Below are 20741 nucleotides of genomic sequence, written 5' to 3'. Positions count from 1 at the left end.
TGCCCCGAAGTCCTGCCAGCCCGGTACTGTGCGAATGACCAAGTTTTACAAAGTGTGCTTGGGCTCTGCCATGGCCAGCCGTTGGTAGCGCGCGATGGACATCAGCACGCCCAGTGCCAGGCCCAGTGTGACCATGGCTGTGCCGCCATAGCTGATAAAGGGCAGAGGCACGCCCACCACAGGCAGGATGCCGCTGACCATACCCATGTTCACAAAGGCGTAGGTGAAGAAAATCATGGCCACGGCCCCGGCCATCAGACGGCCAAACAGGGACTGCGCCTTGGCGGCAATGGCCAGGCCGCGCCAGACCAGCAGCAAAAAGCCCAGAATCAGCATCAGATTGCCCAGCAGGCCAAACTCTTCGGAATACGCGGCAAAAATGAAGTCGGTGGTGCGTTCGGGAATGAACTCCAGGTGGGTCTGCGTGCCCGCCATAAAGCCCTTGCCCCAGATGCCGCCAGAGCCAATGGCAATCATGCCCTGAATGATGTGAAAGCCCTTGCCCAGCGGATCGCGCATGGGGTCGAGCAAGGTACACACCCGGGTGCGCTGGTAGTCGTGCAGAAAGTACCAGCTCATGCCGTCCTGACACAGCCAGGGCTCGTTCCAGATCAGCCAGGTAATGCCAACCGCTGCCAGCACCGCCGGCGGCACGACCAGCTTCCAGGGCAGACCTGCAAAAAAGATCACCGCCAGACCCGCTGCCAGCACCAGCAGCGAAGTACCCAGGTCGGGCTGCTTGAGGATGAGCGCCACAGGCAGCGCCAGCAGGGCAAAGGCAATCACAAAGTCCAGGGCATGCAGCACGCTTTCGCGCCGATGGAACCACCAGGCCAGCATCAGCGGGGCCGCAATCTTCATGATTTCCGAAGGCTGAATCACCACGCCCACATTCACCCAGCGTGTCGCGCCTTTTTTGGTGATGCCAAACAGCAGCACGGCCAGCAGCAGCAGCACGCCGACGGTGTACAGCGGCACCGCCACCATCATCAGCCGCTGCGGGGGAATCTGCGCCACCACAAACAGGATGCCTGCGGCCAGCAGCATGTTGCGCGCGTGATCGACAAAGCGCGTGCCATGGTCGTATCCTGCGGAATACATGGCCAGCAGCCCTATGCCCGCCAGCCACGCGATGCACAGCAGCAAAAGCGGATCAAAGCCGCGGAACATCGGCAAGATACGTTGAAGAATATGGGGCTTATCGAATTCAGCGGACATAGCGTGCGATTATCTGCGCAGTGTCTGTGCCTGCGCCCAGCTACTTTTGTCACCCCCTTCAATTTGTGAGGACCACCGCCACCATGCCCACCACCCATTTGCTGTACCTGCACGGATTTCGTTCCTCGCCCCAGTCGAACAAGGCGCGCACCATGGCGCAGTACGTACAGCAGCACCACCCCGAGGTGACATGGCTGTGCCCGCAGCTGCCGCCCTCGCCCAAGGAAGCCATGGACATGGTGATGGAAGCCGTCAAGGACTGGCCCAGCGAGACCATGGCTGTGATTGGCTCCTCGCTGGGCGGCTACTACGCCACCTGGGTGGCGCACCACAAGCACTGCAAGCTGGTGGTGCTCAACCCGTCCGTCTACCCGGACCGCACGCTCGAGCGCTACATTGGCGCGCAGACCAGCTGGCACAACCCGGAAGAGTCCTTCTTCTTCAAGCCCGAATACATCCAGGAGCTGCGCGACATGGCGCTGCACAGGCAGGCCGCTCAGGGCGAGCAGCTGGGCATTTTTGCCAAGGGCGATGAAGTGCTGGACTGGCGCGAAATGGTGGCGCGCTACCCGCAGGCCAGGCAGATCATTCTGGAAGGGGGCGATCACGCCATCAGCGAATTTGACAGCCAGATGTCGCACGTGCTGGACTTTCTGGATCTGGCCTGAATCAAAAACATGAGCTGCCAGCGCTTGATAGACAATGGTTTTACATATAAAACATATGGAAACCAAGGCATAACCAGCGCTGGCAGCTCCTTTTTCAAAAGCACACATTCCACACTGCATTTTTCGAGGCGTGCAGCGCTCGGGGGAAATCTGCAGCGTGGGACAATCACCGCCCTATGCACGCATTGTTTGAAGATGCCGGTAAGTTTTTGGCCGGCCGTATCCTGTCTGAGGCCGATGCCTCCTCCCAAGTCGAGCTGGCCTCTGGCAAGCGCGTCAAGGTCAAGGCCGCCCACATCCTGCTCAAGTTTGAAAAGCCCGAGCCTGCCGTCCTGATGGCCGAAGCCGAGGCCATTGCCTCCACCATCGAGCTGGACCTGGCCTGGGAATTTGCCCCCGAAGAAGAATTTGGCTTTGCCGATCTGGCGCGCGACTACTTCTCGGACAGCGCCCCCAACACCCAGCAGATCGGCATGCTGTTTGCGCTGTATGGCGCACCCCACTATTTCCGCCGCGCTGGCAAGGGCCGTTTCCGCAAAGCGCCCGCTGAAATCCTGCAGCAGGCACTGGCCGCCATTGAAAAGAAAAAGCAGATCCAGGCACAGATTGATGGCTGGGCCCAGGAACTGGCCGCTGGCACTTGCCCCCAGCCGATCCGCGAGCAGCTGTACAAGATTCTGTTCAAGCCCGACAAGAACGCGCCCGAGTACAAGGCCGTAGTCGAAGCCAGCCGCAGCGCACAAAAAGCACCACTGGAGCTGCTGCAGGCCGCAGGTGCCATCGACTCGGCCTACCAGTTCCACTGGAAGCGCTTCCTGTTCGAGAACTTCCCCAAGGGCACGCGCTTCCCAGAGCTGACAGCGCCTCAGCCGCCCGAAGACCTGCCGGTGGCGAATGTGCAGGCCTACTCCATCGACGACTCCATGACCACGGAAATCGACGATGCGCTGTCCGTGCAGGGCCTGGGCACCGGCACTGTCACGCTGGGCATTCACATTGCCGCGCCCGGTCTGGCGATTGAACCTGGCTCGGATCTGGACAAGCTGGGGCGCAACCGCCTGTCCACGGTCTACATGCCCGGCTACAAGATCACCATGCTGCCCGACGAAGTCGTGCAGATCTACACACTGGACGAAGGCCGCGCCAACCCCGCTGTGTCGCTGTATGTGACCTATGACGAGGCAACGCTGGAAGTCAAGGACAAAGTCACCAAGCTCGAGCGCGTGCCTGTGGTGGTGAACTTCCGCCACGACAAGCTGGACCACATCGTGACCGAAGAATGGCTGGCCGACCCCACGCTGGAAGTGGAAGGCACGCCGGCCAATCTGGCCGAGCGCCGCCAGGAGCTGATGTTCCTGCACCGCCTGGCCAAGCACCTGAAGAAGGGCCGCGAGGAAGTGCGCGGCAAGCCAGAGAACTTCTCGCGCCCCGACTACACCTTCCGCCTGGAAGGCAATGACGGCGAAGAGCCCAATGGCAGCGAGACAGTGAGCATCTCCGTACGCAAGCGCGGCGCGCCGCTGGACCTGATCGTGGCCGAGGCCGCCATCGTGGCCAACAGCACCTGGGGTGGCTGGCTGGCCGAGCTGGGCGTGCCCGGCATCTACCGCAGCCAGGCCAGCATGGCCCCGGGCGTGAAAGTGCGCATGTCTACCAAGGCACTGCCCCACGCAGGCATTGGCGTCAAGAGCTACTCCTGGGCCACTTCGCCGCTGCGCCGCTATGTGGACCTGGTCAACCAGTGGCAGATCATTGCCTGCGCACGCCATGGCGCCACCGCCGCGCTGGCAGCCCCCTTCAAGCCCAAGGATGCCGAGCTGTTCGGCATCATCAGCAGCTTTGACGGCGCCTACAGCGCCTACAACGGTTACCAGCAGAGCATGGAACGCTTCTGGACGCTGAAGTACGTGGAGCAGAACGGCATCACCGAGCTGGACTGCGCCGTCATCAAGGACAACGGCCCCAACGGCATTCTGGTGCGTGCAGACACGCTGCCGCTGGTCATCAGCATCATCGGTGCGCAAGACCTGCCCCGTGGTGCCCGCGTGCGTGTGAAGCTGGGCGCGATTGACGAAATCACGCTGGATATTCACGGCACCGTGATCGAACGGCTGGACGATCCGCTGGACTCCAGCGATGATGCACCCCTTGATGACACTGCCGAGGATGAAGACGATGTGGCTGCAGGCCCCATTGCCATCGCGGTGGACGTCAATGAAGCCGACAGCACCAGCGCCGATACTCCTGCACCGTGAAGCTCTTTTCCGCGTTCCGCTCCATGTCTACCCTCAGCATTGCGCTGGGGGTGTCCGTTGCCATCCATGCCGCCTTGCTGACCGTGCGCTTTGTCGCGCCCGAGCAGTTCAACCGTGTCTTTCAGGACACGCCGCTGGAGGTCATCCTGGTCAATGCGCACACGCAGGAGCGACCGGAAAAAGCCCAGGCCATTGCCCAGGCGGCACTGGCCGGTGGCGGTGATGCGGCCCAGGGTCGCGCCACCAGCCCGCTGCCCTACTCGGCACTGACTGCCATTGGCGACGATTTCGAAGAGCGCCAGAAAAAACTGGATGCACTGCAGGAGCAGCAGACCGTGCTGCTGACCCAGCTGCGCAAACAGCTGGCTGCCCTGCCGGAGTTTGACCCACGCGAAGTGTCGCGCCAGCAGGACCAGGAGCAGCAGGAGCAAAAGCGCAAGCAGCTCGTCAAGCTGCTGGCCGAAATTGAAAAGCGCATCAACGAAGAAAACGCACGCCCCAAGAAACGCTACATCAGCCCTGCCACGCGCGAGGAGGTGTATGCCGTCTACTACGACGCACTGCGCCGCAAGGTAGAAGACAAGGGCACGGAGAACTTTCCCGAGCACCAGGGCAGAAAGCTCTATGGCGAGCTGGTCATGGTGCTGACCGTGAACCATGATGGTCATGTGCTGGACACCGAAATCGTGCAAGGTTCCGGCAATCCACAGCTGGATCAGCGCGCCCAGGCCATTGCACGGGCAGCCAGTCCTTTCGGCCACTTTGGCCCCGCCATGCGTGCCAAGGCCGACCAGATTGCCGTGGTGTCACGCTTTAAGTTCACCCGCGACCAGACCCTGGAAACCAATGTGCGTTAACGCCTGAGGCCCTCTTCGCCATGCAAACCACGCTCGACATGTACTGCGTCATGGGCAACCCCGTGGCGCACAGCCGCTCTCCCTGGATCCACGCACGCTTTGCGCAGCTGACACAGCAGGCACTGGACTACCGCCGCCGCCTGGTGCCGCTGCAGGGCTTTGCCGAAGATCTGCAGCAGCTCATTGCCGAAGGCGGCAAGGGCTGCAATGTGACCGTCCCCTTCAAGCTGGAAGCCGCGCAGGCCGCGCACTCGCAAAGCCCGCGCGTAGCACTGGCTGGTGCGGCCAACACCCTGGTCATTGACGGCGATGGCCGCATCCATGCTGACAACACCGATGGCCTGGGCTTGGTGGCCGACATCACCCGCAATGCGGGCGTTGCCATCACCGGCAAGGATGTGCTCTTGATTGGCGCTGGCGGCGCTGCTGCTGGCGTGCTCGGCCCCCTGCTGGAGCAGCAGCCCCGCAGCATCACCATCTGCAACCGTACCTTTGCCAAGGCGCAGACGCTGGTAGAGCAGCATGCACCACTGGCTGCCCAACAAAAAGTAGAGCTGCTAGCGCAGGAACTGCAAGCCCTGGAGGGCGATTTCGACATCGTCATCAACGCCACGGCAGCCAGCCTGCAAGGCGCTGGTATTCCCGTGACGGCGCGCGTGCTGCGGCCCGGCTGCCTGGCCTACGACATGATGTATGGCGCAGCCGCTACCCCCTTTCTGGCATGGGCGCAGGCACATGGTGCAACAGGCCGTGATGGTCTGGGCATGCTGGTGGAGCAGGCGGCCGAATCCTTTGCCCTGTGGCGCGGTGTGCGTCCTCCCTCTCAGCAAGTACTGGAAGAACTGCGCGAAGTCATCGCGCAAGAAACCAAGGCATGCACGCGCTGACCCGCTGGCTGCTGCTGGTGCTTGCCGCCTTCCTGGCGCTGCAGCTGTTCTTTGTGCTGCGCATTGCGCTGGCCGCATGGTGGGACCCGCAATCCACCGCCTTTCAGCGCTCGGAAGCCTGGCGCATCTGGCACCAGAGCGCGCAGCAGCGTCCCTGGAAACAGCAATGGGTGGATTACGAGCACATCTCCAGCCACCTCAAACGCGCCGTGCTGACGGCCGAGGACGACGGTTTTGTGGAGCACACCGGCGTGCAATGGGAGGCGATTGAAAAAGCCTGGGAACGCAACCAGAAGGCACTTGCTCAGGCCCAGACCAGCGCCAAGCCTGCCAAGATTTATGGAGGCTCCACCATCACCCAGCAGCTGGCCAAGAACCTGCTGCTCTCGGGTGAGCGCAGCTTTTTGCGCAAGGGACAGGAGCTGGTGCTGACCCATCTGCTGGAGCTGTTTCTGAGCAAGCAGCGCATTCTGGAGATTTACCTGAACAACGTGGAATGGGGCCAGGGCATTTTTGGTGCCGAAGCTGCTGCCCAGCACTACTTCCGCAAAAGCGCCTCCAAGCTCACCCCTTATGAGGCGGCTCGCCTGGCCGTGATGCTGCCCCGCCCCCGCTACTACGAGCAGCACCCTGGCTCACGCTATCTGCAGTCACGCAGCAGTGCCATCCAGCGCCGCATGGGTGCTACGCCTTTGCCCTGAGTGGTACATGCGTATGATGGGCAGCAAGAGGCTCAGACTTTCTGATTACAAGGAAAATCAGCCTCTAAGGATTACCAGATAAGCGCTAGCAGCTATCAAAATATTTCTCATGCGAATTCTTGGCATTGACCCCGGCCTGCAAACCACCGGCTTTGGCGTGATTGAGCGCGAAGGCCAACATCTGCGTTATGTGGCCAGCGGCACCATACGCACCACGCGCACCGAAGGGGTAGAGCTGGGCAATCTGCCTGCTCGCCTGAAGATTCTGTACGAGGGCATCAGCGAGATAGTAGAGCGCTACCAGCCTGAGGTGGCCGCTATCGAAATTGTGTTTGTCAACGTCAATCCCCAGTCCACGCTGCTGCTGGGGCAAGCGCGTGGTGCGGCACTGACCGCCCTGGTCACCAACGACCTGCCCGTGGCCGAATACACAGCGCTGCAGATGAAAAAAGCCATCACCGGCCATGGCCGTGCGGCCAAAGGGCAGATTCAGGAAATGGTCAAACGCATGCTGCAGCTGCCCGGCCTGCCCGGCACCGACGCAGCTGACGCACTGGGACTGGCTATCACCCACGCCCATGCAGGCGCCATGCTGGACAAGCTGGGGCAGGAATCTGACCTGCGCCGCAGGCAGCACGCCATGCTCAAAGCTGGGCGCGCATACTGAGTCTGTCCGGGGCAAACGCCCGCGCAGTGCTGGCGTGGTGCGGGTGCAGTGCTATCAGTCTTGCGGCGTCAGCGGCACGTACAAGGCACCGCCGTTGCGCTGAAACTCCACTGCCTTCTGCTGCATGCCCTGCTGGGCAAACTCACGCACCTCCTGCGTGATCTTCATGGAGCAGAACTTGGGCCCGCACATGCTGCAAAAGTGCGCCACCTTGGCGCTGTCCTTGGGCAGGGTTTCGTCATGGAAGGCACGTGCCGTGTCGGGGTCCAGCCCCAGGTTGAACTGGTCTTGCCAGCGGAAGTCAAAGCGCGCCTGGCTCAGCGCATCATCGCGTGCGCGCGCACCGGGGTGGCCCTTGGCCACATCGGCCGCGTGGGCCGCAATCTTGTAGGCGATGATGCCCTGCTTGACGTCCTCGCGGTCCGGCAGGCCCAGGTGCTCCTTGGGCGTGACATAGCACAGCATGGCCGTGCCAAACCAGCCGATCATGGCCGCGCCAATGGCGCTGGCAATGTGGTCATAGCCGGGGGCAATGTCGATGGTCAGCGGGCCCAGGGTGTAGAACGGCGCCTCGTGGCAGTGCTTGAGCTGCTCGGTCATGTTCGCCTGGACCATGTGCAGGGGCACGTGACCGGGGCCTTCGATCATGGTCTGCACATCGTGCTTCCAGGCCACTTGGGTCAGCTCACCCAGCGTGCGCAATTCGGCAAACTGGGCCTCATCGTTAGCATCCGAGGCACAGCCGGGGCGCAGACCGTCCCCCAGGCTGAAGGACACGTCGTACTGCTTCATGATGTCGCAGATGTCTTCGAAGTGCTCGTACAGGAAGCTTTCACGGTGGTGGGCCATACACCACTTGGCCATGATGGAGCCGCCACGCGAGACGATGCCGGTGCGGCGCTGGGCCGTCAGGTGGATATAGGCCAGCCGCACGCCGGCGTGAATGGTGAAGTAGTCCACACCCTGCTCGGCCTGTTCAATCAGCGTGTCGCGGAAGATCTCCCAGGTCAGGTCCTCGGCAATGCCACCGACCTTCTCCAGCGCCTGGTAGATGGGCACGGTGCCAATCGGCACGGGGCTGTTGCGCACGATCCAGTCGCGCGTGGTGTGGATGGCCTTGCCGGTGGACAGATCCATCACGCTGTCCGCGCCCCAGCGGATGGCCCAGACCAGCTTTTCAACCTCTTCCTCGATGCTGGATGTGACGGCCGAGTTGCCAATGTTGGCATTGATCTTCACCTTGAAGTTGCGCCCAATCGCCATGGGCTCCACCTCGGGGTGGTTGATGTTGGCCGGGATGATGGCGCGCCCGCGTGCCACTTCGTCGCGCACGAACTCGGGGGTGATGATCTTGGGAATGCTGGCCCCCATAGGGTTGCCTGCCAGACGCTGCTCACGCGACGCATCCTGCTGGTACTGCGCCATCCACTCGCGGCGGCCATTTTCGCGCAGGGCCACGTATTCCATCTCGGGGGTGATGATGCCGCGCTTGGCATAGTGCATCTGCGTGACATTGCCCCCCGCTTTGGCACGCAGGGGCTGGCGCTGCAGAGCACTGGCCTCCTGGCGCAGTTGTGCCAGGCGCTCGCCCTCTTCGCCTTTCTGGCCGTCATCCAGCGCCTGGCGCACACGCCCGGCATAACTTTCGGTGTCGTTGCGCTGGGCAATCCATGCCCCGCGCACGCTGGCCAGCCCCTGGCGCACATCAATCGTGGCGGCCGGGTCGGTATACGGGCCTGACGTGTCATACACGCTGACCATTTCACCGTTTGTCAGCGCAATATCACGTACCGGCACACGCAGATCAGATCGGCTGCCGGTCAGGTAACTTTTGCTGGAGGCGGGGAAGGCTTCGCGCGTACGGGCGAGCAACTGGGCAAACTTGTCGGGGGCATTCATGGCGGGCACTCCTGTCGGTATGGGATGAAATGCTCCGCAATCGGCCTCACGCAGAGCCACGCGCACGACCACCCACAACGGTGCACGCGCACGTATCCCTACATTTCAGCTGCAGCTCTTCTTTCGCTGGTACTAACCAGATCAAGTTCGCGGTTCCGGCGGTCAGGTCCGCCATCTCAGCACGCCATTACGTGCACCCCGGAGCAGGCGTGAGTATAGGCGGCAATCCCGGGTAGCACCCAGCAAAAAGGCTCGGGGTTACCGAGCCTTTACTGTCCACCATTGGTAGCTACGCCTGGATGCGCGTCCCGCTTACCACAGCACTGACTTGCTGCGTAATCAGGCAGCGCGCGGCCAGTTCAGTATGAAAAAGCACGCCAGCCCAAGCAGTTGCTGCACAGAGCGCTATCTTTTCACCAAGCCAGTGCCGTCTGTGCAAAGCCAGCGGGGGCTTTGCGCTCGTTGTCAAACGTCACTATTTCCCAGTTCTCGGCATCTGCCAGCACGGCACGGATCAGCTGATTGTTCATGCCGTGACCGGAACGGAAGGCTCTGTAAGCCCCCAGAATCGGATGACCAATCACGTACAGGTCACCGATGGCATCCAGAATCTTGTGTTTCACAAACTCGTCGTCATAGCGCAGACCGTCACTGTTGAGCACCTTGTAGTCATCCATGACGATGGCATTGTCCAGGCCGCCACCCAGCGCCAGTCCATTGGTGCGCAACATTTCCACATCCTTGGTGAAACCAAAGGTGCGGGCACGCGCAATGTCGCGCATGTAGTTACCCTCGCCCATGTCGAATTCGAACGACTGCCCGGTGGAGTCCACGGCGGGGTGCGAGAAGTCGATATCAAACTTGAGCTTGAAGCCGTGGTAGGGCTCAAAACGTGCCCACTTGAGCTGTTTGCCCTCGCCTTCGCGCACTTCAACCGGGCGCTTGATGCGGATGAACTTCTTGGGGGCCTTCTGCAGCTCAATGCCTGCACTTTGCAGCAGGAAGACAAAGGACGAAGAGGAACCATCCAGAATGGGCACTTCTTCAGCCGTAATGTCGATGTAGAGGTTGTCAATGCCCAGACCGCACAAGGCTGACATCAGATGCTCGATGGTGTGTACCTTGGCATTGCCCACGCCAATGGTGGAGGCCATGCGTGTATCCACGATGGCATGGGCGGTGATGGGCATATCGACAGGCTCAGGCAAGTCCACCCGACGGAACACAATGCCCGTATCAGGCTGAGCGGGGCGCAGCGTCATTTCGACCCGCTGGCCACTGTGCAGCCCCATGCCGACGGCACGGGTGATAGTTTTGATGGTACGTTGCTGGAGCATGGATTGATTTTACCGGCTGCCTGCTGTTTTCAAGGGATGAAAGGGTTTGGATATATCTATAACGGCGATTGGCTGCGCACGTTGACCCAGCAGATGCCTCAACCTGTGATACATAAAAAAAACCGAGCCATGCGGGCTCGGTTCTTGGGGTCCATGCGGGACGCGAATCAGTCGGCTTGCTTGCGCAGGAATGCAGGAATTTCCAGATCATCCATGCCACCCGAAGCCAGTGCGTCCACACGTGCTGCAGCCTGTGTACGGTTGGTACGCCAGACGCTGGGCACGCTCACATCGCCATAGCTACCACCTGCCGTGGTGCTTGCTGCACCCATGGTCGTTGCGGCACCCATGGTTGCACCACCCATGGCAGCAACAGGTGCGCCACCGTAGGCAAAGTCACCGTCAGTACCGGTACGCAGACCACCTTGGACCACCGACATGGTCTGGCGACGTGCTGCAGGACGCGACAGACCGGTTGCAACCACGGTCACGCGGATATCGTCGCCCAGCGAGTCATCATAGGCAGCGCCGTAGATCACGTGTGCCTCTGGCGAAGCGTAGGCGTTGATGGTGGACATGGCCAGGCGGGACTCTGCCAGCTTCAGGCTACCGCGTGCAGCAGTCACCAGCACCAGCACACCCTTGGCGCCGGACAGGTCAATGCCTTCCAGCAGCGGGCAGGCCACCGCCTGTTCAGCCGCCAGACGTGCGCGGTCAGGACCGGAGGCGCGGGCTGTCCCCATCATGGCCTTGCCTGGCTCACCCATCACGGTGCGTACGTCTTCAAAGTCGACGTTCACATGGCCGTATTCGTTGATGATTTCAGCAATACCGCCCACGGCGTTCTTGAGCACGTCGTTGGCATGTGCGAAAGCTTCTTCCTGGGTGATGTCATCGCCCAGCACTTCCAGCAGCTTCTCGTTGAGCACCACGATCAGCGAGTCCACATTGGCTTCCAGCTCGGTCAGACCGCTGTCTGCATTGGACATGCGACGGCCACCTTCCCACTCGAAAGGCTTGGTCACCACGCCCACGGTCAGAATGCCCATATCCTTAGCTACGCGAGCAATCACAGGTGCAGCGCCAGTCCCCGTACCGCCGCCCATGCCGGCAGTGATGAACAGCATGTGGGCACCTTCGATGGCTGCGCGAATATCGTCCACTGCAGCTTCCGCAGCTTCACGGCCCTTGTCAGGCTTGCTGCCAGCACCCAGACCACTGTGCCCCAGCTGAATCGTGCGATGTGCGTTGCTGCGAATCAGCGCCTGCGCATCGGTGTTCGCGCTGATGAACTCAACGCCCTGCACATTGCTGGCAATCATGTGCTCGACAGCGTTACCGCCGCCGCCGCCGACACCGATCACCTTGATCTGCGTACCCTGATTGAATGTTTCGGCTTCGATCATGTCGATGGTCATGTTGGTGCTCCTGGAAATTTTTGAAATGGACTCGCTATAGCTAAATGGTGGGTTTCTCTCTGACTTCGGTATCGGAAATCTGTGGGAGGCCCCGTGATGCGCATACGTCTAGAGCACATAGTTAGAAGTTTCCCACAATGAAGTCTTTAAATCGACCAAAAGCGGTCTTCACAGACCCACTCTTTTGAGCCACCTTGAACCCGCGCAATCTTGCCTGTCGCGCTTCTTCCAGCAAGCCCATGACGGTGGCAGAGCGAGGCTGCGCCACCATATCGGCCAATGCACTGGAATACTTGGGGATGCCACGGCGCACAGGCTTGAGGAAGATGTCTTCACCCAGCTCGACCATGCCCGGCATCACTGCACTGCCGCCCGTAAGAACGATGCCGGAGGACAGCACCTCTTCATAGCCAGATTCACGGATGACTTGCTGTACCAGAGAGAAAATTTCTTCCACACGTGGCTCGATCACGCCTGCCAGCGCCTGCTTGCTGATCATGCGAGGGCCACGATCGCCCAGACCCGGCACTTCCACCTGGCTGTCTGGGTCTGCCAGCATCTGCTTGGCATAACCGCTTTCGACCTTGATGTCTTCGGCATCCTTGGTAGGCGTGCGCAGGGCCATGGCGATGTCGCTGGTGATCAGGTCACCCGCAATCGGAATCACGGCCGTGTGGCGAATTGCACCTCCGGTGAAGATGGCCACGTCGGTCGTACCCGCACCGATGTCCACGAGCGCCACGCCCAGATCACGCTCATCATCCGTCAGCACAGCCTGGCTGGCAGCCAGCGGATTGAGCAGTAGCTGCTCTACCTCCAGGCCGCAGCGGCGCACGCACTTGATGATGTTTTCAGCCGCGCTCTGCGCACCGGTGACGATGTGCACCTTGGCCTCCAGACGGATGCCGCTCATGCCCACCGGCTCTTTGACATCCTGGCCGTCAATCACAAACTCCTGAGGCTCCACCAGCAGCAGACGCTGGTCGGACGAGATACTCACCGCCTTGGCGGTTTCGATCACGCGTGCCACGTCGGTCGGCGTGACTTCCTTGTCCTTGATCGCCACCATGCCGCTCTGGTTCAGACCACGAATGTGGCTGCCCGTGATGCCGGTGTAGACGCGCTGGATCTTGCAGTCGGCCATCAGCTCGGCTTCTTTCAGCGCCTGCTGGATGCTCTGCACGGTGGCTTCAATGTTCACCACTACGCCGCGCTTGAGGCCATTGCTTGGGGCGACGCCAAGACCTGCCAGCTTGAGCTCGCCGCTGGGCGCGACTTCGGCGACCACAGCCATGACCTTGGCGGTGCCAATGTCCAAACCGACGACGACGTCTTTGTACTCTCTTGCCATATCAGTGTCTGCCCTCAGAAGGTCGAATCTTTTTACTGTCTTGTTGTTGCTTTGCTGCCTGGCGCTTGGCCATTTCCAGCGCTTTCTCACGCGATACCGTGCTCACTCCGCGCAGTCGCAGGGCATAGCCGTCCGGGTAACGCAAATCCGCATATTCCAGTGCTTCTGCCGTCCGCTGGTACTGCTGGGTAATCTGGGGCAGCGTGCGCACAAAGCGCTGCATGCGCTGCAGCACCTGCTGCTCACTACCGCCGCCCAGTTCGATGTCTGCACCGTTCTCCAGCTTCACCTGCCAGCTGCCGCCATCGCGCAAAGTCAGGGCATCAATGGGTGTGTCCAGCGCCGTGAACACGGGCTCCAGTGCGTAGTACATGCGCAGCACCTCGGCAGCGGAGTCCGGAGGACCGGAAAGGCGAGGCAAGCCTTCACGCTCCACCTCGCCCACATTGGCCTCAAAAATTTCTCCCATGGTGTTGACCATGGCGGTGCCGGTATCCGGCCCCCAGTACGCCTGGGGTTCATGCTCCAGCAGGAGCACGCGCAAACTATTCGGGTACTCCCGCCGCACTTCGGCTTGCCGCACCCAAGGCACCTGCTCAAACACTTCGCGCGCTTTTTGCAGGTCAATCGTGAAGAAGTTGCCTGTGAGGTGAGGTGCCACATTGGCACGCAGTGTCACTGCGTTGTTATGCACCAGCTCTCCCTCGACCACGATGCGTGCAATCGAGAACGCAGGATGGCGCACCACCCACCAGCTCGCCAATGCCAGCACGAGGACGGCAAAGCCCGTGAACATGACGGTGGCCGTCACATTCATCAGCTTGACATCCAGAGGTGCTGACATGGAATAGCTCATCAGGCTTTGCACTCCTCGGTTGCAGCGCTGTCCAGCGAGGCGGTGGCCAGGATGGACAGGCACAGTTGTTCATAGCTCATACCCTGAGCACGCGCAGCCATAGGCACCAGCGAGTGGCTGGTCATGCCGGGAGAGGTATTGATTTCCAGCAGGAAGGGCTGGCGGTCACTGCTGCGAATCATCACGTCCGCACGTCCCCAGCCACGGCAGCCCAGGGTCCGGAAAGCGCGCTCCACGATCTGCTGAATGCGTGTCTCTTCCTCAGCAGGCAGTCCGCTGGGGCAGTGATACTGCGTAACGTCAGTGAAATACTTGTTCTGGTAGTCATAGTTGCCGTCTGGTGCCTCGATGCGAATCACAGGCAGCGCACGGGCACTGGCACCCTCGCCCAGAACGGCACAGGTAGTTTCTTCACCGGCAATGAACTGCTCGCACAGCACTTCTTCGTCGTACTGTGCAGCCAGGGCATAGGCCTGGGCACACTGGCTGGCATCCGTCACCTTGGTCAGCCCCATGCTGGAGCCATCGCGTGCAGGCTTGACAATCATGGGGGCACCCAGCTCGGCAAATGCAGCTTCCGTCTGTGCAGCGCTGGCCACCATGCGCCAGTCTGGCGTAGGCAGGTTCTCGCTGCGCCAGATGCGCTTGGTCATGATCTTGTCCATGGCAATGCTCGAAGCCATCACACCGGAACCTGTATAGGGAATGCCCAGCAGCTCCAGTGCACCCTGCACCGTGCCATCCTCACCAAAACGACCGTGCAGGGCGATAAAGCAGCGGTCCACACCATCTGTCTTGAGTGCCCCGAGGTCACGCTCTGCGGGATCAAAAGCGTAGGCATCTACGCCCTGCGACAGCAAGGCTGCCAACACACCTTGTCCGGACATCAGAGAGACCTCTCGCTCAGATGAACGACCTCCCATCAGCACCGCAACCTTGCCCAGGGCTTTTACATCAATACTTTTCATATTATTGCTCATAACGCAGATCCTCCCTGCGTTATTTGCTCTTTTTTCTCTAGCAAACTAACCAGCTGCGCTGGCACTGCGCCAATCGACCCTGCCCCCATGCACAGCACCACATCGCCGGGCTGCGCATTGTCTGCAATCATCTGTGGCAAATCTTCAATTTTCTCAACAAAAATGGGCTCTACACGGCCTGCCACACGCACGGCACGCGCGAGCGCACGACCGTCTGCAGCCACTACGGGCTCTTCGCCAGCGGCATAGACTTCGTTGAGCAAGACAGCATCGGCCTGCCCCAGCACTTTCACAAAGTCTTCAAAGCAGTCGCGGGTGCGGGTGTAGCGGTGGGGCTGGAAGGCCAGCACCAGGCGGCGGCCAGGGAAGGCGCCACGCGCTGCAGCCAGCGTCGCCGCCATTTCCACGGGGTGATGGCCATAGTCGTCAATCACCGTGAAGTTGCCGCCCTGCTTGCAGGGCAGATCGCCATAGCGCTGGAAACGGCGACCCACCCCCTTGAAGCCTTCCAGCGCACGCAACAAGGCGTCATCAGGAATCTCCAGTTCCATGGCCACCGCCACGGCAGCCAGCGCATTGAGCACGTTGTGCTCGCCAGCCAGACTCAGGGTGACGTCCAGCGCTGGATAGGTGTGGCCGTTCTGGCGCAGCACGGTAAAGCGCATCTGGCCATGCTCGGCACGCACGTTGATGGCACGCACCTGCACGTCTTCTGCGAAGCCGTAGGTAGTTACGGGACGTGCCAGCTGCGGCAGGATCTCGCGCACCGCAGGGCTTTCCGCACAGACGATGGCACGGCCATAGAAAGGCATGCGGTGCAGGAAATCCACAAAGGCCTGCTTGAGCTTGCCAAAGTCATGGCCGTAGGTTTCCATGTGGTCAGCATCGATGTTCGTGACCACGGCCATGATGGGCAGCAGGTTCAGAAACGAGGCATCGGACTCATCCGCTTCCACCACGATGTAGTCGCCATGGCCCAGCTTGGCGTTGGCTCCGGCGCTGTTGAGCTTGCCGCCAATCACAAAAGTGGGGTCCAGGCCGCCTTCCGCCAGCACGCTGGTGACCAGGCTGGTGGTGGTGGTCTTACCGTGAGCGCCCGCAATGGCAATGCCTTGCTTGAAGCGCATCAGCTCAGCCAGCATCAGGGCGCGCGGCACCACAGGAATCTTGCGCGCACGCGCTTCGATCACTTCGGGGTTGTCGGCTTTGACGGCGGTGGAAGTCACCACCACATCGACCCCCTGCACATGGGCCGCATCGTGGCCCACAAAGGTCTTGATCCCCAGCGATTGCAAACGCTGCAGCGTGGCACTGTGCGCCAGGTCAGAGCCAGAGACGCAATAGCCGAGGTTGTGCAACACCTCGGCAATACCACTCATTCCCGAGCCACCGAGACCCACAAAGTGGATGTTTTGAATGGCGTGTTTCATGCGGCGATCTCCTCGCACGCAGCAACCACGGCATGGGTTGCATCAATCTTCTGCATCGTTTTCGCTTTAAGGGCAGCATTCAAGAGTACGGAACGCTGCATATTCTGTAGCATTTCAGCCAATTTTGGTGCATTCAATGCATCTTGTTGTATTAACCATCCACCACCTGCATCGACCAGAAACTTCGCGTTGTGCGTCTGGTGGTCATCCACCGCATGGGGGAAAGGCACATAGATGGCAGCCGCGCCCACGGCAGCAATTTCCGTGACCGTGCTGGCACCTGCGCGGCAGATCACCAGATCGGCGTCGGCAAAGGCCTGAGCCATGTTGTCGATAAAAGGCAGCAGCTCTGCCTGCACACCAGCAGCCTCGTAGTTGGCACGCAGGGCATCGATCTGCTTGGCGCCGCTTTGGTGCACCACCTGTGGGCGCTGTTCAGCCGGGATCAATGCCAGTGCTTGCGGCACGATGTCATTGAGCGCCTTGGCACCCAGACTGCCGCCCACCACCAGCACCTTGAGCGGGCCGCTGCGCCCGGCAAAACGCTGGGCAGGGTCTGGCTGGCGCAAAAAGTCTTCACGCAGCGGATTGCCCACCCACTGGCCTGTTTTCAGTGCCTTGGGAAAGGCGGTAAAGACACGGTCGGCAATGCCTGCCAGCACCTTGTTGGCAGCACCGGCCACGGAGTTCTGTTCGTGCAGCACCAGCTTCTTGCCAGTCAGCACGCCCATCATCCCGCCGGGAAAGGCGATGTAGCCCCCAAAGCCCACCAGCACATCAGGCTTGACCCGACGCACCACGGCCAGCGACTGCCAGAATGCCTTGAGCAAACGCAGCGGCAGCAGCGCCAGCGTGGTCAGCCCTTTGCCGCGCACGCCACCGAAATCAATGGTTTCCAGCGCAAAGCCATAGGTCGGCACCAGGCGCGCTTCCATGCTGTTGGGAGCGCCGAGCCAGTGCACACGCCAGCCTTGCTCACGCAATGCCTGAGCCACGGCCAGCCCCGGGAAGATGTGCCCTCCCGTGCCGCCGGCCATGATCAAAGCCACTTTTTCTTTCATATCCTTCTCATCCTCGGGCTGAGGAGCTTGTTTTCGTAGTCAATCCGCAGCACCACGGCTAAGGCGATCAAGTTCATCAAAATGGCCGAGCCACCAAAACTCATCAACGGCAGCGTCAGACCCTTGGTGGGCAAGGCGCCCAGGTTCACACCCATGTTGATGAAAGCCTGGAAGCCAAACCACAGCGCGACGCCCTGCGCGACCAGACCAGAGAACACACGGTCCAGCGCAATGGCTTCGCGGCCGATTTCGGTAATGCGACGGGTCAGCCACACAAAGGCAATGATCAGCAGCAAGATGCCGACAAAGCCGAACTCCTCACCGATCACGGACAGCAAAAAGTCAGTGTGCGCCTCTGGCAGCCAGTGCAGTTTTTCCACGCTGCGGCCCAGCCCCACGCCAAACATTTCGCCGCGACCAATCGCAATCAGCGCGTGCGAGAGCTGGTAGCCCTTGCCCAGCGCATGGTCGGCCGAGAACGGGTCCAGATACGCGAAGATTCGCTCACGCCGCCAGGGCGAGAGGGCAATCATGGTGACAAAAGCTGCGACCACCAGCGCTGCCATCAGAAAGAACATGCGTGCATTCACACCGCCGAGGAACAGAATGCCCATCGAGATCACTACGATCACGATGAAGGCGCCCATATCAGGCTCTGCCAGCAGCAGCACGCCCACCATCACCACGGCCACCGCCATGGGCCAGACAGCGCGGAAGAACCGCTCCTTCACATCCATGCGGCGCACCATGTAGTTGGCGGCATAGATGAGTACGGCGAACTTGGCCAGTTCAGATGGCTGGAAGTTCATGACCCCCAGCGGCAGCCAGCGCCGCGCACCGTTGACGACCAGCCCCACCCCCGGCACCAGCACCAGCACCAGCAGAAACAGGGCCACCAGAAACATTGGAACGGCCAGCCGCTCCCATGTCTTCATGGAAATCTGAAACGCCATCAATGCCCCGACAAAGCCCACACCGAGCGCCATCGAATGGCGCAGCAGGAAGTGGTAGTGCTCAATCTTGCCGAAGCGCGGGTTGTCCGGCATGGCAATCGAGGCTGAATACACCATGACCAGCCCCCATGCCAGCAGACCGATGACCACCCAGATCAGCGCCTGGTCCAGCCCCAGTGCCGCAGGCGGCAGGGCACGCGTCTGCCGATACTCGGTTCCGCTCACGCGCACGGGCAGCACATCCACGGGCTTGTCTTCAGCCCCTTTCAGCCAGTGCGAAAAACGTGCGCGCAGGGCGGACCAGTCCTTCATAGGGGATAGCCCTCCAGCACTTGCCCAGCCTCATCCGCCAGATCCTTGACCGCGTCGATAAAGGCCTGTGCGCGATGCGCATAGTCACGGTACATGTCCATGCTGGCGCAGGCAGGGCTCATCAATACAGCTTCTCCGGCTTTGGCATGCTGGCTGGCCAGCTGCACGGCCTGCGCCATGTCCTGTGCATCCAGCAGCGGCACGCCCGTGCCCTGCAGGGCCTGGCGAATCAAGGGGGCATCGCGGCCAATCAGCACCACGGCGCGCACATAGCGCTCCACAGGGGCAGCCAGTGGCGCAAAGTCCTGGCCTTTGCCCAGACCACCCAGGATCAGCACCATACGACGGTCTGCTCCCAGGCCGGTGAGCGCAGCCACCGTCGCGCCCACGTTCGTGCCCTTGCTGTCGTCGAAATATTCCACGCCGTTGACCATGCCGATGGGCTCCACGCGGTGGGGCTCGCCCCGGTATTCACGCAGACCGTAGAGCATGGGGGCCAGCGCGGCTCCCGCCGCCTGCGCCAGAGCCAGTGCGGCCATGGCATTGGTAGCGTTGTGGCGACCACGAATGCGCAAAGCGTCTGCAGGCAGCAGGCGCTGGATGTGCAGTTCCTCCTCCGGATCACGCGCACGGCGGCCGGTGTTGTCTGCGTCCATGGCGCGCACCAGCCAGGGCATGCCTGCGACCATTTCAATGCCAAAGTCACCGGGGCGGCGTGGCATGTCATAGCCAAAGGTCACATGGGCACGCAGCTGGGGCTTTTGCAGTTTGACCTTGACCGGCGCAGGCAGCATGTCCATGACGATGCGGTCTTCGCGGTTGAGCACCATCAGCGCCGTTTCCCCGAAGATGCAGGCCTTGGCAGCAGCATAGGCCTGCATGCTGCCGTGCCAGTCGAGGTGGTCCTGCGTGACGTTGAGCACCACGGCGGCCGTGGGTTCAAAGCCCTGCACGCCATCGAGCTGGAAGCTCGACAGCTCCAGCACCCATGCCTGCGGCAAATCCTCAGCATCAATGCGAGCGCTCAGCGTATCGAGCAATGTGGGGCCGATATTACCGGCCACGCCCACGCGCATGCCAGCATGCTCGAGCAGCTTGCCGGTCAGCGAAGTCACCGTGGTCTTGCCGTTCGTGCCCGTTACCGACAGCACCTTGGGTGCATAGCCATGGGCCTGCTGCAAACCTTGCAGCGCAGCGGCAAACAGATCCAGTTCGCCGCCCACGGGTAGCCCCATCGCACGCGCAGCATGTACGACCTCCGCGATGGACTCGGGAGTGAGGCCGGGCGAGCGATACACCGCCGTGAGGTTCTGCCCATCGACCAGTGCCGCCGTCAGCGCGCCGCCCACAAATCGCACGCTGGGCAATTCCTGCTGCAGCTTGGGCAGCTGGGGCGGTGCTTCGCGGGTGTCGGCCACCGTGACCTGCGCACCTGCACGCACACACCAGCGCGCCATGGCCATGCCAGAAGCACCCAGGCCCAGAATCAGCACACGCTGGCCCTGCAGATGCTGCGCCTGGCCTTGAGGCCATTGGGCGGGCACGGGCGGCAGCTCCACCACCTCCACCGCCTCCTGCGGCTCGGGCTGCGTGACTTCGTTGTCTGCGGCGTCCGAGACACCGGGGTCGGCAAAAATCTGGGCCACAAAAGCGGCAGCGTCCTTGGCAGCGGTCAGCGTATCCAGCGAGGGAATCACGGTGTCAGCCACCGATATCGCTTTTATTTCTGTAGCTTGCAGCGCTTGTTCATCAATTATTTCAGATGCTTTTCCATCTGAAACACTGATTTCTTCAGCGCTAGCAGCTATCAATTCTGCATTTTCCACCGCAGCTGCAGCTTCTGGCTCTGTGACAGAAGGCTGCTGGTGCATGAAGTCTGGGTCTTGCATGG

General features: G+C 61.2%; 17 protein-coding genes and 1 riboswitch. Of the genes, 6 read left to right on the top strand and 11 right to left on the bottom strand.

The window, feature by feature from the left end; all coding sequences use genetic code 11:
• Positions 1-45: 45 nt before the first annotated feature.
• Positions 46-1218: a rod shape-determining protein RodA gene (gene rodA, locus F7P80_RS08160; protein WP_054067480.1), complete on the bottom strand. Its 1173-nt coding sequence runs from the start codon at positions 1216-1218 to the stop codon at positions 46-48.
• An 83-nt stretch (positions 1219-1301) separates the two neighbouring features.
• Between rodA and F7P80_RS08155 the strand changes: the two genes are divergently transcribed.
• The 6 genes from F7P80_RS08155 (at position 1302) to ruvC (ending at position 7253) form a co-directional block, all read left to right on the top strand.
• Entirely contained in the window at positions 1302-1886 is a 585-nt protein-coding gene (locus tag F7P80_RS08155) for a YqiA/YcfP family alpha/beta fold hydrolase (protein WP_151043892.1), read from the top strand.
• A 176-nt stretch (positions 1887-2062) separates the two neighbouring features.
• Positions 2063-4141, top strand: coding sequence for a ribonuclease catalytic domain-containing protein (locus F7P80_RS08150; protein WP_151043888.1), 2079 nt, complete (start codon positions 2063-2065; stop codon positions 4139-4141).
• A gap of 23 nt (positions 4142-4164) precedes the next feature.
• Positions 4165-4998, top strand: a complete 834-nt coding sequence (locus tag F7P80_RS08145) for an energy transducer TonB (RefSeq protein ID WP_417034232.1) — start codon at positions 4165-4167, stop codon at positions 4996-4998.
• 20 nt (positions 4999-5018) lie between these two features.
• The gene (gene aroE / locus F7P80_RS08140; protein ID WP_054067484.1) at positions 5019-5885 is read left to right on the top strand and encodes a shikimate dehydrogenase; all 867 of its coding nucleotides are present in this window, start codon (positions 5019-5021) and stop codon (positions 5883-5885) included.
• Positions 5873-6586 carry a monofunctional biosynthetic peptidoglycan transglycosylase gene (mtgA, locus tag F7P80_RS08135; protein ID WP_054067485.1) on the top strand — a complete coding sequence of 238 codons (714 nt, stop codon included), beginning with the start codon at positions 5873-5875 and terminating at the stop codon, positions 6584-6586. The genes aroE and mtgA overlap by 13 nt, the downstream gene beginning before the upstream one ends.
• 109 nt (positions 6587-6695) lie before the next feature.
• Positions 6696-7253 (top strand): crossover junction endodeoxyribonuclease RuvC, encoded by a 558-nt coding sequence (gene ruvC, locus F7P80_RS08130; protein ID WP_151043885.1) that lies wholly within the window; start codon positions 6696-6698, stop codon positions 7251-7253.
• Positions 7254-7307: 54 nt separating this feature from the next.
• Here the strand turns inward: ruvC and thiC are convergent, their stop codons facing one another.
• The 10 genes from thiC to murD form a co-directional block, all read right to left on the bottom strand.
• Positions 7308-9152: a phosphomethylpyrimidine synthase ThiC gene (thiC, locus tag F7P80_RS08125; RefSeq protein ID WP_151043882.1), complete on the bottom strand. Its 1845-nt coding sequence runs from the start codon at positions 9150-9152 to the stop codon at positions 7308-7310.
• A gap of 101 nt (positions 9153-9253) precedes the next feature.
• A riboswitch (TPP riboswitch) is annotated at positions 9254-9363 on the bottom strand.
• Between the two features lie 202 nt (positions 9364-9565).
• Positions 9566-10489: a UDP-3-O-acyl-N-acetylglucosamine deacetylase gene (gene lpxC / locus F7P80_RS08120; RefSeq protein WP_151043879.1), complete on the bottom strand. Its 924-nt coding sequence runs from the start codon at positions 10487-10489 to the stop codon at positions 9566-9568.
• A gap of 167 nt (positions 10490-10656) precedes the next feature.
• Complete coding sequence (ftsZ, locus tag F7P80_RS08115; RefSeq protein WP_054067489.1) at positions 10657-11907, bottom strand: cell division protein FtsZ; 1251 nt, start codon at positions 11905-11907, stop codon at positions 10657-10659.
• A gap of 121 nt (positions 11908-12028) precedes the next feature.
• Positions 12029-13258, bottom strand: coding sequence for a cell division protein FtsA (ftsA, locus tag F7P80_RS08110; RefSeq protein WP_054067490.1), 1230 nt, complete (start codon positions 13256-13258; stop codon positions 12029-12031).
• Between the two features lies 1 nt (position 13259).
• The gene (locus F7P80_RS08105) at positions 13260-14114 is read right to left on the bottom strand and encodes a cell division protein FtsQ/DivIB (protein ID WP_151043876.1); all 855 of its coding nucleotides are present in this window, start codon (positions 14112-14114) and stop codon (positions 13260-13262) included.
• Positions 14114-15094: a D-alanine--D-alanine ligase gene (locus F7P80_RS08100; protein WP_054067492.1), complete on the bottom strand. Its 981-nt coding sequence runs from the start codon at positions 15092-15094 to the stop codon at positions 14114-14116. Before F7P80_RS08100 ends, F7P80_RS08105 begins: the two co-directional genes overlap by 1 nt.
• Positions 15091-16524: a UDP-N-acetylmuramate--L-alanine ligase gene (gene murC, locus F7P80_RS08095; RefSeq protein ID WP_151043873.1), complete on the bottom strand. Its 1434-nt coding sequence runs from the start codon at positions 16522-16524 to the stop codon at positions 15091-15093. Before murC ends, F7P80_RS08100 begins: the two co-directional genes overlap by 4 nt.
• Complete coding sequence (gene murG / locus F7P80_RS08090) at positions 16521-17585, bottom strand: undecaprenyldiphospho-muramoylpentapeptide beta-N-acetylglucosaminyltransferase (protein ID WP_151043871.1); 1065 nt, start codon at positions 17583-17585, stop codon at positions 16521-16523. The genes murC and murG overlap by 4 nt, the downstream gene beginning before the upstream one ends.
• Positions 17582-18850, bottom strand: a complete 1269-nt coding sequence (ftsW, locus tag F7P80_RS08085) for a putative lipid II flippase FtsW (protein WP_151043868.1) — start codon at positions 18848-18850, stop codon at positions 17582-17584. Before ftsW ends, murG begins: the two co-directional genes overlap by 4 nt.
• Positions 18847-20739 carry a UDP-N-acetylmuramoyl-L-alanine--D-glutamate ligase gene (gene murD / locus F7P80_RS08080; protein ID WP_151043865.1) on the bottom strand — a complete coding sequence of 631 codons (1893 nt, stop codon included), beginning with the start codon at positions 20737-20739 and terminating at the stop codon, positions 18847-18849. Before murD ends, ftsW begins: the two co-directional genes overlap by 4 nt.
• Positions 20740-20741 lie beyond the last annotated feature (2 nt).

Source organism: Comamonas kerstersii, from assembly GCF_008801935.1.
Taxonomy (GTDB): domain Bacteria; phylum Pseudomonadota; class Gammaproteobacteria; order Burkholderiales; family Burkholderiaceae_C; genus Comamonas; species Comamonas kerstersii.
The sequence above is the reverse complement of the archived record's forward strand: the minus strand, read 5'-3'. Positions and strand labels throughout refer to the sequence as shown.

What these genes read in the sequence shown, in the direction of transcription:
- rodA (WP_054067480.1), bottom strand. Translation starts at nt 1,218, where the DNA reads ATGTCCGCTGAATTCGATAAGCCCCATATTCTTCAACGTATCTTGCCG.
- F7P80_RS08155 (WP_151043892.1), top strand. Translation starts at nt 1,302, where the DNA reads ATGCCCACCACCCATTTGCTGTACCTGCACGGATTTCGTTCCTCGCCC.
- F7P80_RS08150 (WP_151043888.1), top strand. Translation starts at nt 2,063, where the DNA reads ATGCACGCATTGTTTGAAGATGCCGGTAAGTTTTTGGCCGGCCGTATC.
- F7P80_RS08145 (WP_417034232.1), top strand. Translation starts at nt 4,165, where the DNA reads ATGTCTACCCTCAGCATTGCGCTGGGGGTGTCCGTTGCCATCCATGCC.
- aroE (WP_054067484.1), top strand. Translation starts at nt 5,019, where the DNA reads ATGCAAACCACGCTCGACATGTACTGCGTCATGGGCAACCCCGTGGCG.
- mtgA (WP_054067485.1), top strand. Translation starts at nt 5,873, where the DNA reads ATGCACGCGCTGACCCGCTGGCTGCTGCTGGTGCTTGCCGCCTTCCTG.
- ruvC (WP_151043885.1), top strand. Translation starts at nt 6,696, where the DNA reads ATGCGAATTCTTGGCATTGACCCCGGCCTGCAAACCACCGGCTTTGGC.
- thiC (WP_151043882.1), bottom strand. Translation starts at nt 9,152, where the DNA reads ATGAATGCCCCCGACAAGTTTGCCCAGTTGCTCGCCCGTACGCGCGAA.
- lpxC (WP_151043879.1), bottom strand. Translation starts at nt 10,489, where the DNA reads ATGCTCCAGCAACGTACCATCAAAACTATCACCCGTGCCGTCGGCATG.
- ftsZ (WP_054067489.1), bottom strand. Translation starts at nt 11,907, where the DNA reads ATGACCATCGACATGATCGAAGCCGAAACATTCAATCAGGGTACGCAG.
- ftsA (WP_054067490.1), bottom strand. Translation starts at nt 13,258, where the DNA reads ATGGCAAGAGAGTACAAAGACGTCGTCGTCGGTTTGGACATTGGCACC.
- F7P80_RS08105 (WP_151043876.1), bottom strand. Translation starts at nt 14,114, where the DNA reads ATGAGCTATTCCATGTCAGCACCTCTGGATGTCAAGCTGATGAATGTG.
- F7P80_RS08100 (WP_054067492.1), bottom strand. Translation starts at nt 15,094, where the DNA reads ATGAGCAATAATATGAAAAGTATTGATGTAAAAGCCCTGGGCAAGGTT.
- murC (WP_151043873.1), bottom strand. Translation starts at nt 16,524, where the DNA reads ATGAAACACGCCATTCAAAACATCCACTTTGTGGGTCTCGGTGGCTCG.
- murG (WP_151043871.1), bottom strand. Translation starts at nt 17,585, where the DNA reads ATGAAAGAAAAAGTGGCTTTGATCATGGCCGGCGGCACGGGAGGGCAC.
- ftsW (WP_151043868.1), bottom strand. Translation starts at nt 18,850, where the DNA reads ATGAAGGACTGGTCCGCCCTGCGCGCACGTTTTTCGCACTGGCTGAAA.
- murD (WP_151043865.1), bottom strand. Translation starts at nt 20,739, where the DNA reads ATGCAAGACCCAGACTTCATGCACCAGCAGCCTTCTGTCACAGAGCCA.